Consider the following 14,705-nt stretch of genomic DNA (forward strand, 5'->3'; position numbering starts at 1 on the left):
TATTCAACAAAGATTAATATAAGGCTAATACCTTAGCACACTTCTTTGTTTGCCATCACTTTAAGTTCGTTACATGTAAAGCCGGCTTCTTTCCTTGCCTCTACATTAAGCTCTTTTTTCTTTCCAAGCCAAAGCGGATAATATCTATCTATTATCTCAAAATAGATCTCTTTATCTTTGCCCTCTTTTTCACATGCATAGGAGAACCATCTGTCCCCTTTTTGTACATGCGAGACCTCTTCATCGACTATTACATGTAAAGCTTTTATGATGCGCCCGAGCATCTCGCTTTGTGGAAGTTTTTCTAGCTTTCTAAGGATGGCCGGAGTCGCGTCAAGTCCGTTTGCTTCAAGGTAGCGCGGAACGACTGCCATTCGCTCAAGTAGGGAATGGGAAGTGCGCTGCATCGCTTCAAAGAGAGCATTATGCACCTCGACCTCGCCGTAGTATCCGCCGACCTCGTTTAAAAGCTCTTCAAGCATCAGAAAGTGGTTCACCTCATCATCTGCGACTTCGAGCCAGTCGTCATAATACTCTTTTGGCAGTCCGCTAAATCTGTAAGCCGCATCGAGCGCCAAGTCTATGGCACTGTATTCTATATGAGCTATGGCATGCAGCAGATATATCTGTCCCTCTTTTGTCGTAAGGTTTTTTCTTTTTGGCACATCCTGAGGCGGGACTATCTTACAAAAACTCTCATAAGAGGGCTGATCAAAGAGTTTTTTCTCATAATTCTCTTCAAAAGTAAACTCACCGTTTTTATATTTTTGATAAAAACTCTTAAACTCTACTATCTTAGTTTTATGGTTTTGTGTCAGTAATAATTTTTCTAATTGTTCATAAAATTTCATAGGGAAATTATACACTATCACTCTTCTATCTTACATGTAAACTCAAGGGATCAAATTTATATCAATATTTTAAATATTTCAGTACTTTTTAATAAAAGGGAATTAAAATATTGCATTTTGCAATTAATTTTCAATTATCGGACTGTTTTATATATAATGTTCATTAAATCAATAGTTATTAGATTTTCAAAGGAGTAGAGTAAATGTCAAATTCTTTTAAAGAACTCGAAGATTTGAAGTCAGTATCCGTAGGGATAGATAATGATGAAAAAGGCTACATTGATAAACAATGTCCGTCAGAAGAATGTGAATTTCTTTTCAAAGTAAACAATGATGACTGGCTTAATATTTTTAAAGATGAGGCTGTTTGGTGTCCAATGTGTAGACATGAAGCTCCCTCAGACCAATGGTTTACAATCGCTCAGATCGAACATGCTCAGAAAGAGACCTTGACTGTAGTTGAAGGATTACTAGGCAAAGCATTTTCTAATATGACTAGAAATTTCAATCAAGGCCAATCCAAAAATAGCTTTGTTTCAATCAGTATGAAATACAAAGGTTCAAACAGCAGAACATTCACTATTCCAGCTAAAGCTGCTGAAGCAATGGAATTAGACATTAAGTGTGAAAAGTGTCATTCACGTTTCTCCGTTTTAGGCAGTGCTTTTTTCTGCCCTGCATGTGGACATAACTCGGTTACTCAAACATTTAGTGACTCACTGAGAAAAATCAAAGCAAAAATAGATAATATCGATGTTGTAAGAAAAGCTTTAACTACAGCATCAAGTAAAGATGAGGCGGAGTTAACTTGTCGTTCCTTACAAGAAACATGTATTTCTGATGGCGTCGTGGCATTTCAGAAACTTTGTGAAGGCTTATATGAAGCATATGGAAAAGCACCTTTTAATGCATTTCAGCGTCTTGAGCAAGGTAGTGAATTATGGGAAAAAGCTATCAAGAAAGGATATGCCGATTGGTTAACCTCCGATCAAATAACTAAGTTAAATATACTATTTCAAAAGCGACATCTGCTAGCTCATAACGAAGGAATCGTTGATGAAAAATATATTACAAAATCGGGAGACTCCGTGTATAAGGTAGGTCAACGTATAGTAGTTTCTCCTAATGACATTGAATCTTTGTTAGCTATTCTTAAAAAATTAAGCGAAGGCCTAATAGAAGGTTGTGGCGTCGTATAACAAGTCGTTATCTCGGATGTTGTACCTTCCCATTAATAAATCTTTTAGCATATATTTTAAACACAGTCAACTTTTATACCTACATATAACCTGACACCTTTTCTCTAACTTTTATAAGTAAATTTTATTTAAATGCTACTTGGTTACACTCTCTTTACATGTAAGGAGTTCGTGATGATAGTAGAGATCGTATTTGCAGCGGGATGTTTTTGGGGTGTTGAGAAGTACTTTGAACATGTGGACGGTGTTGTGGACGTGAAGTCGGGCTATGTCGGCGGTAACTATCCAAACCCTACTTATGAAGAGGTACTCAAACACAGAAAGACGAAAGACGGCAAGATCATCAACTATACAGAAGCCGTAAAAGTCAAGTTCGACAACTCCAAAGTGAGCGCCGAAGAACTCATAAAAGATTTTTGGGAGCTTCACGATCCTACTCAGCTGAACCGTCAGGGCAACGATGTCGGGACAAACTACAGAAGTGCCATATACTATACGAACGAAAACCAGCACAAAATCGCCCTTGAAACAGAAGCAGAGTACCAAAAACTGCTGAGTCAAAACGGTTACGGCAAGATAGTCACCGAGATAAAACCGCTTAAGAAGTTTTATGATGCAGAGGATTATCATCAGGACTATCTTAAAAAACATCCCTTTGGATACTGCCCTAACCACTCTACGGGTGTGAAGTTTAAAAGCGGATATGTCAGCAAAGATATGATCGCTCCTTTAGGCGGCAAAGAGATCATCGTCGTAGTCGCCGAGGGGTATTGCCCGTACTGCGAAAAGTTTAAAGCCGATGTCAGCTCTTCGTATCACGGTTCGGTTCCGCTTAGAAATGCAACTGCCAGAGAACTTTCAAAGTTCAATATAAAGTCAGAACTCTATGCCACTCCTACGATACTTTTTATACAGGACGGCAAAGAGGTGATGTCTCATCTGGGATACATGGACAAAGAGCAGTTTTACAAAACTCTGGGTGATTTTAAACTCGGTAAAAACTCCGAAAGCTACAAAGTGGCTTTTAATAAAGGGACTGAAAACCGTTTTTGCAGACAGTACGATATCTTTAAAAACACTCCTGACGGAGTATTCGTAGATAAACTCTCGGGAGAAATACTCTTTGATACAAGAGACAGATTTAACTCGGGAACGGGATGGCTCAGCTTTTATAAAGCGGTCGATGATTCTGTAGTTGAAAAAGTGGACAACAGTTACGGGATGCAGAGAGTCGAAGTGATCGCAAAAAAAAGCGGCATACATCTCGGGCATGTTTTTCCTTATGACAACAATAAAAGAAGGTTCTGTATAAACGCCACGGTATTGGAGTTTATACCAAGAGAGAAGCTCAAAAACAGGTAGAAAACCTATAAAGATTTATTAACGTAATTAAAGTTATACTTTCACCCCAAAAAAAATATGGAATGAGCCAGCATGAAATATCGCACTAAACTTTTACTCCTCCTTTTAACCGGATTTATGATCCCGCCTTTTGCATGGGTGCTCATAGTATATTTTTCAAATATTTTTAATTTTGACCAGATAATCAGCATTCTTTTTTCCGCACAGATGATCTCTTATGTCCTCTTTGTGACATCGGGTGTCGTGTACTTTTTCAACACCAGACTTAAGATCATCGAAAACGCGGTAAACACCAAAAAAGTAGATGAACAGGTCTATAAGACACTTGCGGCTCTGCCTATATGGTTTATGATAGCCCAGTTTCTCTACAGCAGTCTCGGGCCCCTGATAGTCATCATCAACTTTGACTTTGTCACGACTCAAAAGTTTATCTTGGCTCAGCTGTTCACGCTTCCGCTTATCTTGCTTTTTGTCATTCCCGTTTTTATCATCTCTGTTATCGATCTGGAAAAATGGACGCAGGATATCGATCTCTCGGACAAATACCAGTTTTTATCATTCGGCAAAAAGATGGTCTTATCCATCTTCAGTACCATCTTTGGAAACATCATCCTGCTGATACTTTTCAGCGTGACGCTGGCACTCACAAACAGCCATATAGACGTAGACGAGATCATCTTTAAAAACATCACTGTCGGCCTTATAGGGCTGATCATCTCGGCGATCAACATCTATCTTGTCGTCAAACAGACTACGACCTCGGTAAAAAGCATCACAAATGTCGTCTCGACTGAACACGATAACCTGACAAAATCGATCCATGTTTCAAACAGAGATGAGACAGGCGTTATGGCTAGAAGTATCAACCAGTTCGTATCTGAACTTCGTCATACCGTCGATGAAGCTAAAAATGTCTCAAGTGTAAATCAAAACGATGCACAAAGCATGAATACGATCGTAACAAAGATAAAAGAGCACGTTGATGAAGAGTTTAAGATCGCGACCAAGACTACTGCACAAGTCCATTCGATCCAAAACATCATAGAGACGACCTCTCAAAACTTTGAACAGACCAAAGAGAATATGCAGGAGACGAATAATCAGCTTTTACAGGCAAAAAATGATATTTTTACTCTTATCAGTACCGTCAACCACAGCGTAGAGCTTGAAAACGAGCTCAACATCAAACTCTCTCAGCTATCATCTCAGATGGAGCAGATAAAAGATGTACTGACACTTATAGGAGATATCGCGGATCAGACGAACCTGCTTGCTCTTAATGCTGCCATAGAAGCGGCGCGTGCGGGTGAACATGGACGCGGATTTGCAGTTGTCGCGGATGAAGTCAGAAAACTTGCAGAGCGTACGCAAAAAAGCCTTTCTGAGATAAATGCGACTATCACAGTGATATCTCAGTCGGTTATGGAAGTCACTGACCAGATGCAAAGCAATGCTAAAAATATACAGCATCTCTCCGAGATATCTCAAAACGTCGAGAACAACATCAACAATAGTGTAGACGCAGTAGACAAGACAACTGCTTTAACTGAGAAAAGTGTAAAGAGTTCTCACGAGATCCTTACACACAACAGCGATATGCTTCTGCAGATAGAAACACTCAACAAGATATCCAAAGAGAACGATCTCGGTATGAAAGAGCTCTCTGACATTGCAGACAACCTTTACAGATCTGCAAAAGATCTCAATACTAAACTCAATAAGTTTGATACATGAATATGACAAATATAAAAAGACAGCCTATGGGGCCGTACCAGACAAACTGCTATATCGTGACAGCGGGTGGAAAAGATTTCATTATCGATCCGGGTGTGGGTGCTACAGAGTGGGTCATGCAAAATGTCACTAATCCTGTCGCTATACTAAACACTCATGGACATTTTGACCATGTCTGGAGTAATCAGGAGCTAAAAGAAAAACTTCATATCCCTCTTTACACTCCAAAAGGCGATGTGTTTTTGCTTCAAAGCAGCAGCTGGATGCCTGATCTTCCGCCATCTTATCCGGATGTAGAGGTCGATGGAGACGAAGAGTTCGATCTTGAAGGAGTCAAAGTAAAGTTCCGTCATTTTCCGGGGCACTGTCCGGGATGTTCGACTATTGAGATCGGGGATGCTATGTTTAGCGGGGATTTTATATTTGAACGCTCTATCGGAAGAACAGATTTTCCATACTCTGATCCTGAAGCGATGAAGGACAGCCTAAAAAGATTTTCTGAAATAGAGTATGACAAGACTGTCTTTCCGGGGCATGGGGAGAGTACGACGATCTCAGCTGAGCAGAAAAATGCTCCTTACTGGATAAATATGCTTTAAGCTTCTCCGGCACTGTCGAGAAGTTTAAGTTTTAAGACATGTCTTTCCGTGATGACAGTCTTGAATGTCCCTGAGAAGACTTTTATATCTAATACAAATGCTTCTACCTCTACGTTTCTTTTTCGTCCCTCTTTATGGCGTACTTTTGCGATGACTTTTACCGTATCACCCAGTTTTACGGGTGAAAGAAATTGACATTCGCTCGCGACCAAGACCACGTTTCTCTCATTTACGGCTGCCATAGCGGCATAATCGGCAGCACCGAAGATGAAACCTCCGTGGATAAGTCCCATCTCATCTGCGACCATCTCTTGTATCGTCTTTAGATTGACTTCCACATAGCCGAGCTCTATTTTATGGATCTCCCCGCAAAGTTCCTGATTTATACTGTCATGAGTCTTTAAATATACGCTATTTTCATTTTGATACTCATCCAGTTCTAAATCTTCTTCATGCTCTTCGAGTTCATTCTCGTTGTCTTGTTTATTTTTCTTTGCCATTTTTTTCCTTAGTAAGTTTTACATACACTCTTTTTGGAGCGGGATATCCCTCTACAGTTTTACTACTATCGTCAGGATCGAGAAAATCTTCAAGGCTTTGCCCTTCGATCCAGTCTGTTTTTCTTTGTTCGTCCGTTGATGTAGTCGAAGTCTCTAAAACTTCAAAGCCCGAAAAACCTGCACGCAGACACCAGTTTTTAAGTGCGGGGATCGTAGGGACGAAGTAGATATTCGGTATTTTTGAGTAGCTGCCTTTAGGACTGAGTGCGACCTCATCCTCTCCATCTATATAAAAAGTGTCTAAAAGAACCTCGCCCTTGTCGTCAAGTCCTTTATAGAGCTCTTTTAACATCATCACGGGATCGCTTCTATGGTACAAAACACCCAAGCAGAATATAAAGTCGAACTTCTCTTCGTAAAAAGGCAGGTGTTCGACTCCTAAAAGTTCATACACGATATCCGTCTTGGCAAAGTGGTTGATAAAATCAAACTGTGTCTTATACAAAGCCGACGGATCGAAGCCAACGAGTTTCTTGGGAGCATCCTCCTGCATACGAAATAGATAGTATCCGTTGTTGCATCCTATGTCGGCGACACGTTTATCTTTCAGATTAAAGTGCGGACGGATAAGATTATACTTGATATTGCTTTTCCACTCGGTGTCTATAAAAAGACCGAAAAGGTCAAAAGGCCCTTTTCTCCAAGGCATCATAGCTCTTGCGCTCTCTTCTATCAGTTTTATGTCTACAGGCTCTTTAGAGTAAAGAGTCACCGTATCGTTAAGTTCTATCTGTGCATCGACATCAGGCAGGGCATCTATTATAGCTCTGAGCGGAGCTATATTCTTCCATGTCATCCATTTTTGTCTGTCTTCTCTAATCTCATTTAAATTCATGTCGCTATTGTAACAACTTATTTGTTATAATCTCAACAAAAAACAGGATATTTTATGCGTATTGAACAAAAAGCTACTGTTGCGTCTATGTCTGTAGCAACGGTTTTAGTCACTTTAAAGATGGTTATCGGGGTTATGAGCGGTTCTGTCGCCGTCTTAGCTTCTGCGATCGACTCTTTACTTGACTTGACCGTATCGGCATTTAACTTTTTTGCACTCGGTCACGCACAAAAAGAACCTGATGACAAATTTAACTTCGGAAGAGGAAAACTTGAACCTCTTGCTGCCGTCGTCGAGGGTACTATCATCTCGATGTCTGCTATTTTTGTCCTCTATCAGGCGATTATGAAAATGGTCAATAAGACTCCTACACAGCACCTGCAAGAGTCTATAGTCGTAATGGTACTCTCCATCATCATCACCGGTGCTTTAGTTCTGTTTCTAAACTACATCGCAAAAAAGACAAAGAACATGGTCATCCGTGCAGACGCCCTTCACTACAAGACGGACCTTTTTTCAAACGGTGCTGTTCTTTTAGCTCTAGGTCTTATCTCGATGACCGGCATAGAACTTATCGATCCTATTTTGGGTATCGGTATCGCAGTCTATATGTTTTATTCGGCTCTTCCGATCGTCAAAGAGGGAATACTTATGCTTTTAGATGTCTCTTTAGAGGAGGAAGAAGTTGAGAAGATCAAAGATCTGCTCGATAACGAAAAAGAGATCACGACCTACCACTTTTTAAGTACAAGACAAGCAGGATCACACATCTACATCTCAGTACATCTTGTCTTTAATGTGACTGTCACTCTTTACGACGCTCACGTAGTCGGCGATAAGATCGAGCTCAAACTGAAAAAGCTTTTTCCGGAGTACAAAGTCCATACGATCGTACATCTTGACCCGTATGATGACTCTGAGATAAATGAGATAGAAGATGAATACCATTAAAGGAGACGATCAAATGAAAATCTTAAGACTCTTGCCTATACTGGCAGTCAGTGCAACACTGCTTTTAGCACAAAGCCCTAATGAGGACGAACTACAATCCGTTGTAAAAGAGGGGCAAGTCGCGACAAAGACTCTTTTACAGACTCTTCAAAAAAACATGCAGCAGCATATGAAGCAAGGCGGTGTACCTGATGCTCTCGCTTTTTGTTCTAACGAAGCTTATGCACTGACTGACAAAGTCAATGAAAAGCTCAAACAGGGTGTCGTGGCAAAACGTATCAGTGCAAAATACCGCAATGGTGCAAACGCTCCGCTTGCAGATGAGATGAAGGTCTTAGACTCTCTTCAGAGCTTAAAAGACTCAAACAAAAAGTTACCGCCGTTCATCCTGAAAAAAGTCGATGAGCATACCTACAAGTTCTATAAACCATTGGTCATAAACAAGCCGGTATGTCTAAAATGCCACGGAGATATATCTAAAGATCCCCAACTGCAAAAAAGCATATCTGAAAGATATCCGGATGATAAAGCCGTGAACTACAAGATGGGTGACCTTCGCGGAGCGGTAGTAGTCACGATCAAAAGATAAAACGCTTTTTTACTCTTCTAACTGAACCCGTCTGATAAGAGAGTCTATGCTCTCTTTCTCTTTTTGAACGACCGAACTCAGTTTACACTCTAAACTTTTTATCATGCCGTTCTTTACAAGGTGAAGCAGTTTATTTAGCACCTGTTTGGCACTTTTTTCATTATCGACCAGATAAACGAGCAAAAACTTGTTTTCCTCCCAGCGAACCAGCATATCATCATGACGAATGTTGTTTTTAAAATGCTCTACAAAATCTTTTAAAGCTTTTTCGTCATGAGAGAAATCTGGATTATCATCTTCATTGATAGTCGCCAAGATGACACCAATGATCTTTTCATTAAAGACAGCAGCATCTTCATATGTCTTATATACCTGCATAAAATATTTTTTATCGTAAGCACCGCTTTCTTGGTCTAGATCCGTATTATTCTCAGTCATAATACGCTTGATAAGATCTCGGGTAATATCCGTAAATGCAGCGATCTGATAATCCTCGACACTGCTGTCAACCCTCACAGAAAAAGCGCAAGGTTCGAAGTTAGGAGTCATCATACTGACTATCCTGTCTATCTCCTCCAGCTTCATGATGGCATCTAACCAATTTTCATCCTCTGCGACTTTCTCTTTATGAAAATATGAAGGATGAGGGACAAAGCTGTCAATGACCTCTCCAAAACCTCTTGTGTACTCTTTGAGCGATGAAACGCTAAAAAAAGCGTTAAATGCGGAGTTTGACAAGATTGGCTGTCCCCCTTTAAAGACCACGATCAGATCTTTCTCAGAATTTATAATAGTCTGCACCAAAGCTAAGCTAGTTTCTTCTGTCATATCACACCCATAATTTTTGTTTAAAATATCTTACAATAATGGAACTTATATAAGCAAATATCTAAAAAATTTGTTGAGAAAGAGAAAAATATATGTCAAAATCACTATATCTACAACTTTTTTAGTACTTTATGTTATATAATGTACAGATTATGTTTATATTGTTTATAACAAGCAGTGCAGATCATCTTGGATATTACAAAGGAAAATAATGGAAGAGACAATGGAACAAACTACAGAAGAGAAGATAGTGATCAGAAACAGAAGAACAGCAAAAGGTCCGCTAAAGCCGCTGATATTTTTATCATTGCAAGTCATTCTTTTAGAACTTATCAGCTATATACTTTTGAATCTATTCGACACCTTGACTATTTTAAGTCTTGGTTTTATAGCAGTTATACAGATCGTATCTTTTATCGTTATGATAGACGGATACAAAAGAGTTATGGCAAGACAGAAAGAGAGCGCTCCTGTGCCGGTACATGAAGAGACTCTTACCGACCTTGTAGAAACACCAGAAAATACTCCACAATCATAAAACAGACTTTTTATATCAAGTATGTCAAGTCCCTTTATTTAGGACTTTTCATCTTGCTTCATCTACGACCTGATATAATACGAAAATAATTACACCAATTTAAAAAGAATCAAATGATACAACTTATAAATATCTCTAAAAGTTTTACCTCTCAGGAACTTTTTACAGATCTGAACTTCAAACTTAATCCCGGTAATAAAGTCGGACTTGTGGGCAGAAACGGGAGCGGAAAATCTACCCTTTTTAAGATCATCCTCGGTGAAGAGACACCAGACAGCGGAGAGGTCGTCGTACCAAAAGGCTACAAGATAGGCGCACTCAGACAGCATCTTGAGTTTAGCGAAGCGACCATAAGAGATGAAGTAGCTCTGGCTCTTAGCGAAGATGACAAGTTCAGCATCTACAAAGTGGAGAAGATCCTTTTCGGCCTTGGCTTTTCCCATGAAGATCTGGACAAAAGTCCCCTCTCCTTCTCAGGAGGCTATCAGATACGTCTTAATCTGGCAAAGCTCTTAGTAGCCGAACCAAACCTGCTTCTTTTAGATGAGCCTACCAACTACCTCGATATCGTCTCTCTCCGCTGGCTGAAAAGCTTTTTAAAAGCGTTTGAGGGTGAAGTGATCCTCATTACCCACGACAGAGACTTTATGGACGGCATCACGACTCACACGATGGGGATCATCCGTAGATCGTTAAACATCATCGCGGGAGATACGCATAAGTTCTATGCTCAGTTAAAAGCCGATGAAGAGCTGTATGAAAAACAGAAGATCAGTCAGGACAAAAAAGTCAAAGAGCTTGAAGAGTTCATAGCCAAAAACAAAGCACGCGCTTCAACCGCAGCCCTTGCACAGTCAAAGGTAAAACAGCTTGAAAAGATGGACCTGCTTGAAGACCTAGGATACGATTCGACTCTCAAGTTCGACTTTAATTTCAAAGACACTCCTGCGAAAGTCCTGCTTGAAGTAAAAGACCTGAGTTTTGGATACACGCCTGACAACATTCTCTTTAAAAATATCTCTTTTGCTCTGGCAAAAGGGGAATGTCTGGGTATCATCGGGAAAAACGGTAAAGGAAAGTCTACACTTTTAAATACCATCGCCGGAGAGTTAAAACCGCTTAGCGGAGAGGTCAATTTTCATACGACGACCGAGTATGCCCATTTCGGACAAACCAATATCTCTCATCTTAGTCCTAATAATACCGTTATGGATGAGATCTATCTGGGCAATCCTAAGCTGTCAGAATCAACGGTGCGAAGTATCTGCGGCGGGATGATGTTCAGCGGCGAGAGTGCCAAAAAGAAGATATCGCTTCTTTCAGGCGGTGAGAAAAGCCGCGTTATGCTGGGACAGATACTCGCACGTGATGTCAACCTGCTCTTTTTGGATGAGCCTACCAACCACTTGGATATGGATTCCATAGAAGCCCTTACCGTCGCCATACAGAACTTCAAAGGTTCTGTCATTATCGTCACCCACTCCGAAGAGATGCTTCGCCGCGTGTGCGACAGACTTATCATCTTCGGCAAAGAGGGTGCAGAATATTTTGACGGCGGGTATGATCTGTTCTTAGAAAAAATAGGCTGGGAAGATGAAGAGGCAGAGGAAAAACCAAAAACCGCTCCTAAAGTCAACAGACAGGAGAACAAAAAGCTAAGAGCCGCACTTATACAAGAGCGAAGCAAACTCACCTCGCCTTTGAAAAAAGAGGTCGAAAGTGCAGAGAAGTTCATTATCAAGACCGAGGAACAGTTAGAGGTATATCACGAGGAGCTCGTAAAAGCTTCAAATGCTTCGGACAACTCAAAGATAATGGAGCTCTCGCAGCTTATCTCTCAACTTGAAAATGGTATCGAAGAAAAGTTCGAACTTCTTGAAGAAAGTCAAACGAAATTAGACGAGATACTCAAAGAGTATGAGACAAAACTAAGTGAACTGGGAGAATGATTATGAAAACTGAACTCTATTTTTTACGCTCGTCCGAGCAGAAGATCGCATCGGACATGCTTCACTTCGCCTACCGCCTTGATGAGATCGGCAAGACGCTGGAGGACTTTCCCGAGCTTGATATCTACACGAAGCATTATGGTCTAAGCACAAGAGACCTTGGGATATACATCTTAAAAGATTACAAGATCGCAGGCGCTGCCTGGATACGCCTATTGCGATTTGAAGATACAGTGCCTGTCCTGACGATGGCAGTAAAACCGGAGTTTAGAGGAGAAGGGATAGGATCGATGATGCTAGAACAGCTGCTTTTAGAAGCTGCATCGAGATTTGAACAGATCTCCGTGAGTGTACTCAAAGACTCTCGTGCCGTCAAGTTTTATGAACGTTTTGGTTTTGAAAAGATAGAAGGTTCCGAGTCAAAAAGTCCTATTGACGGTTCCGAGACTATCACAATGATAAAAAAACTGGAATACAAAGAGGTAGTGCGTCCAAGCGACGGCTATGACCCTTCTAAATGGATGGATTAAAGACTCTTACATGTAAGGTGTGATCCTTACATGTAAAGTTTACTTCGCGTAGACCGTAGCTCTTGTCTCGCGTATCACGTTTACTTTTATCTCGCCCGGATATTGGACTTTTTCCTCTATCTCTTTAGCGATCTCTTTAGCCAAAAGTACAGACTCATCATCGTTTATCAATGTTGCATTCACGATGACTCTCAGTTCACGACCCGCATTAATTGCGTACGACTGTTTGACGCCGTTGTGTCTTGAAGCGATCTCTTCGACCAGACTCACACGTTTTAAGAAGCTCTCTAAAACTTCTCGTCTTGCGCCCGGACGTGCAGCTGAAAGTGCATCTGCAGCACAGACAGCCCCACACTCCACACTTTTGATCTCTTCATGTCCGTGGTGTGCATAGATAGCGTTTATGACCACCTCACTCTCGTTGTATCTGGTACAGACCTCTACGCCAAGATCAACGTGATTCCCGTCAACATCGTGAGTCAGAGACTTACCGATATCGTGAAGCAGACCCGCTCTTTTTGCCAGTAACGGATCACCGCCCATCTCAGCGGCCATGATGCCTGCCAAATGAGCAACTTCAAGTGTATGAGCCAGAGCGTTCTGCCCGTAACTCGCACGGTATCTTAGTCTTCCGATCAGTCTCATCAGCTCCGGATTCATCGGAGGAAGTCCCATCTTCGCGACGATATCTTCACCCTCTTGAAGGATCTTGTCTTCGAACTCATCGCACACTTTTTGATAGATATCCTCTATGCGCGCTGGCTGGATACGACCATCTTCCACAAGCAGTTCTATCGTTTTTGTCGCGATCGCTCTGCGGTAAAGATTAAAGCTGCTTACGACGATAGTGTTCGGCGTATCATCGATGATGATATCGACACCGAGCACCATCTCTAGCGCTTTAATATTTCTACCCTCTCTACCGATGATGCGGCCTTTTAGCTCATCACTTTCAAGATAGATATTGTTTACCAGTCTCTCACTTGCAAAATCACCCGCAAAACGCGTAGTGGCTTGAGCCAATATAAAATTAGCCTTTCTCTGCCCTTCCGCTTTTGCTTCATTCTCATACTTTCTTACAATATGAGCGATATCCGCACGTGAACTCTCTTCTACTTTTTGAAGCAGAAGAGTTTTGGCTTCGGTTCTTGTCATCCCCGAAGCACCTTCTAAAACTCTTATGACATCGTCTATACGTGATTCATAATCATGTTTTACTATTTCTAGAGATTTCTCATTTCTTTTTAATTTCAATCTTTCACTAGATAAAGCTAAATTTTCATTTTTTAACTTTTGAGTCTCGCTCTCTTTGTAGCGGTTAAACTCATTCTCTTTTCTTTGCAGCTCATCAGAGCGATCCTGCATATCCCGCTTTACACGGTCTTTTACACTCTCGTACTCTTTTCTAGCTTCTAACTCAATCTCTTGAGATTTTAAATTCGCTTTATGTAAAAGTAGTTCGGCTTCACTCTCTATAGCTTTTGCTTTAGATCTTGCCTGTTCTACATATATTTCAAAATTAGCACTTGAAACTTTTTTAGAAATGAAAAAACCTACTACCCCGCCTATGATGGCTGTTAAAGCCCCTAACAGTACGATAGTTAGCATTTAGTTTCCTTCTATGCAACAATCTTATCCTCGGTGTTATCAATATATCACACGATATATCATGGTCATCACAGATATCTTTATCTGTATAACAGATCTGTGATTGTAAAAAAATTTTATATGGATCATTTTTGAGTTTTTCAAAGAAACGATCATACATCCCTTTTCCAAATCCAATACGTCGCGATTTTATATCAACTCCAACCGCTGGAATAATAGCTACATCAATTTTTCTTATATTTTTAAAACTGTTTCCCGCTTCATATATATTAAACTTTTTTCGTGATAGCGGTAATCTGAATGGTACCATTTTAAAACTGATTTCTTGCATAAATGGAAGAAGAACATTATTTTTTTTACGAATAAATCGAATAGATTTTCTTATATCTACCTCTAAATCAAGCGGCCAATAGCAAAGGACATTAAGTCCTTTTGCATCTTTTAAAAGTGATATAATCTGATTGTTTACCAGGTTATCACGGTAGATTTTGTTGAATTTTGATGATCTGCATAATTTATTTAAGCAATTTTGGCGAAAATTCTCTTTTGTCGTGTCCATTTCAAATCTTTTG

The 14,705-nt window shown here is 40.4% G+C and carries 15 protein-coding genes; 9 read left to right on the top strand and 6 right to left on the bottom strand.

Features of this window, described 5'->3' with window-relative positions; all coding sequences use genetic code 11:
- Positions 1 to 32: 32 nt before the first annotated feature.
- A complete protein-coding gene (locus WCX87_RS06895; RefSeq protein WP_345978742.1) occupies positions 33 to 851 on the bottom strand; it encodes a ferritin-like domain-containing protein in 819 nt (272 codons plus the stop codon).
- A gap of 203 nt (positions 852 to 1,054) precedes the next feature.
- Here WCX87_RS06895 and WCX87_RS06900 point away from each other — a divergent pair, with 203 nt between their 5' ends.
- From WCX87_RS06900 to WCX87_RS06915, 4 genes are all read left to right on the top strand, one after another.
- A complete protein-coding gene (locus WCX87_RS06900) occupies positions 1,055 to 2,050 on the top strand; it encodes a hypothetical protein (protein WP_345978744.1) in 996 nt (331 codons plus the stop codon).
- Positions 2,051 to 2,224: 174 nt separating this feature from the next.
- The gene (msrA, locus tag WCX87_RS06905) at positions 2,225 to 3,412 is read left to right on the top strand and encodes a peptide-methionine (S)-S-oxide reductase MsrA (RefSeq protein ID WP_345978746.1); all 1,188 of its coding nucleotides are present in this window, start codon (positions 2,225 to 2,227) and stop codon (positions 3,410 to 3,412) included.
- Between the two features lie 72 nt (positions 3,413 to 3,484).
- The gene (locus WCX87_RS06910) at positions 3,485 to 5,146 is read left to right on the top strand and encodes a methyl-accepting chemotaxis protein (protein ID WP_345978747.1); all 1,662 of its coding nucleotides are present in this window, start codon (positions 3,485 to 3,487) and stop codon (positions 5,144 to 5,146) included.
- Positions 5,147 to 5,148: 2 nt separating this feature from the next.
- Positions 5,149 to 5,745: an MBL fold metallo-hydrolase gene (locus WCX87_RS06915; RefSeq protein ID WP_345978749.1), complete on the top strand. Its 597-nt coding sequence runs from the start codon at positions 5,149 to 5,151 to the stop codon at positions 5,743 to 5,745.
- Here WCX87_RS06915 and WCX87_RS06920 read toward each other — a convergent pair.
- Positions 5,742 to 6,245: a PaaI family thioesterase gene (locus WCX87_RS06920; protein WP_345978750.1), complete on the bottom strand. Its 504-nt coding sequence runs from the start codon at positions 6,243 to 6,245 to the stop codon at positions 5,742 to 5,744. The genes WCX87_RS06915 and WCX87_RS06920 overlap by 4 nt on opposite strands.
- Positions 6,229 to 7,140 (bottom strand): tRNA 5-methoxyuridine(34)/uridine 5-oxyacetic acid(34) synthase CmoB, encoded by a 912-nt coding sequence (cmoB, locus tag WCX87_RS06925; protein ID WP_345978751.1) that lies wholly within the window; start codon positions 7,138 to 7,140, stop codon positions 6,229 to 6,231. Before cmoB ends, WCX87_RS06920 begins: the two co-directional genes overlap by 17 nt.
- 54 nt (positions 7,141 to 7,194) lie before the next feature.
- Here cmoB and WCX87_RS06930 point away from each other — a divergent pair, with 54 nt between their 5' ends.
- Together WCX87_RS06930 and WCX87_RS06935 are read left to right on the top strand one after the other, a co-directional pair.
- A complete protein-coding gene (locus tag WCX87_RS06930; protein ID WP_345978753.1) occupies positions 7,195 to 8,091 on the top strand; it encodes a cation diffusion facilitator family transporter in 897 nt (298 codons plus the stop codon).
- A 13-nt stretch (positions 8,092 to 8,104) separates the two neighbouring features.
- Entirely contained in the window at positions 8,105 to 8,680 is a 576-nt protein-coding gene (locus tag WCX87_RS06935; protein WP_345978754.1) for a DUF3365 domain-containing protein, read from the top strand.
- Positions 8,681 to 8,689: 9 nt separating this feature from the next.
- Here the strand turns inward: WCX87_RS06935 and WCX87_RS06940 are convergent, their stop codons facing one another.
- Positions 8,690 to 9,508, bottom strand: coding sequence for a hypothetical protein (locus WCX87_RS06940; protein WP_345978756.1), 819 nt, complete (start codon positions 9,506 to 9,508; stop codon positions 8,690 to 8,692).
- A gap of 211 nt (positions 9,509 to 9,719) precedes the next feature.
- Here WCX87_RS06940 and WCX87_RS06945 point away from each other — a divergent pair, with 211 nt between their 5' ends.
- The 3 genes from WCX87_RS06945 (at position 9,720) to WCX87_RS06955 (ending at position 12,525) form a co-directional block, all read left to right on the top strand.
- Positions 9,720 to 10,046, top strand: a complete 327-nt coding sequence (locus WCX87_RS06945) for a hypothetical protein (protein ID WP_345978757.1) — start codon at positions 9,720 to 9,722, stop codon at positions 10,044 to 10,046.
- 113 nt (positions 10,047 to 10,159) lie between these two features.
- The gene (locus WCX87_RS06950; RefSeq protein WP_345978759.1) at positions 10,160 to 11,995 is read left to right on the top strand and encodes an ABC-F family ATP-binding cassette domain-containing protein; all 1,836 of its coding nucleotides are present in this window, start codon (positions 10,160 to 10,162) and stop codon (positions 11,993 to 11,995) included.
- Between the two features lie 2 nt (positions 11,996 to 11,997).
- Positions 11,998 to 12,525, top strand: a complete 528-nt coding sequence (locus WCX87_RS06955) for a GNAT family N-acetyltransferase (protein WP_345978761.1) — start codon at positions 11,998 to 12,000, stop codon at positions 12,523 to 12,525.
- A gap of 39 nt (positions 12,526 to 12,564) precedes the next feature.
- On the opposite strand, the gene rny is transcribed toward WCX87_RS06955, so the two are convergent.
- Both rny and WCX87_RS06965 read right to left on the bottom strand, forming a co-directional pair.
- Complete coding sequence (gene rny / locus WCX87_RS06960; protein WP_345978763.1) at positions 12,565 to 14,133, bottom strand: ribonuclease Y; 1,569 nt, start codon at positions 14,131 to 14,133, stop codon at positions 12,565 to 12,567.
- Positions 14,063 to 14,692 carry a 5-formyltetrahydrofolate cyclo-ligase gene (locus WCX87_RS06965; protein WP_345978765.1) on the bottom strand — a complete coding sequence of 210 codons (630 nt, stop codon included), beginning with the start codon at positions 14,690 to 14,692 and terminating at the stop codon, positions 14,063 to 14,065. The genes rny and WCX87_RS06965 overlap by 71 nt, the downstream gene beginning before the upstream one ends.
- Positions 14,693 to 14,705 lie beyond the last annotated feature (13 nt).

The organism is Sulfurimonas sp. HSL3-2 (assembly GCF_039645965.1).
Classification (GTDB): domain Bacteria; phylum Campylobacterota; class Campylobacteria; order Campylobacterales; family Sulfurimonadaceae; genus Hydrocurvibacter; species Hydrocurvibacter mobilis.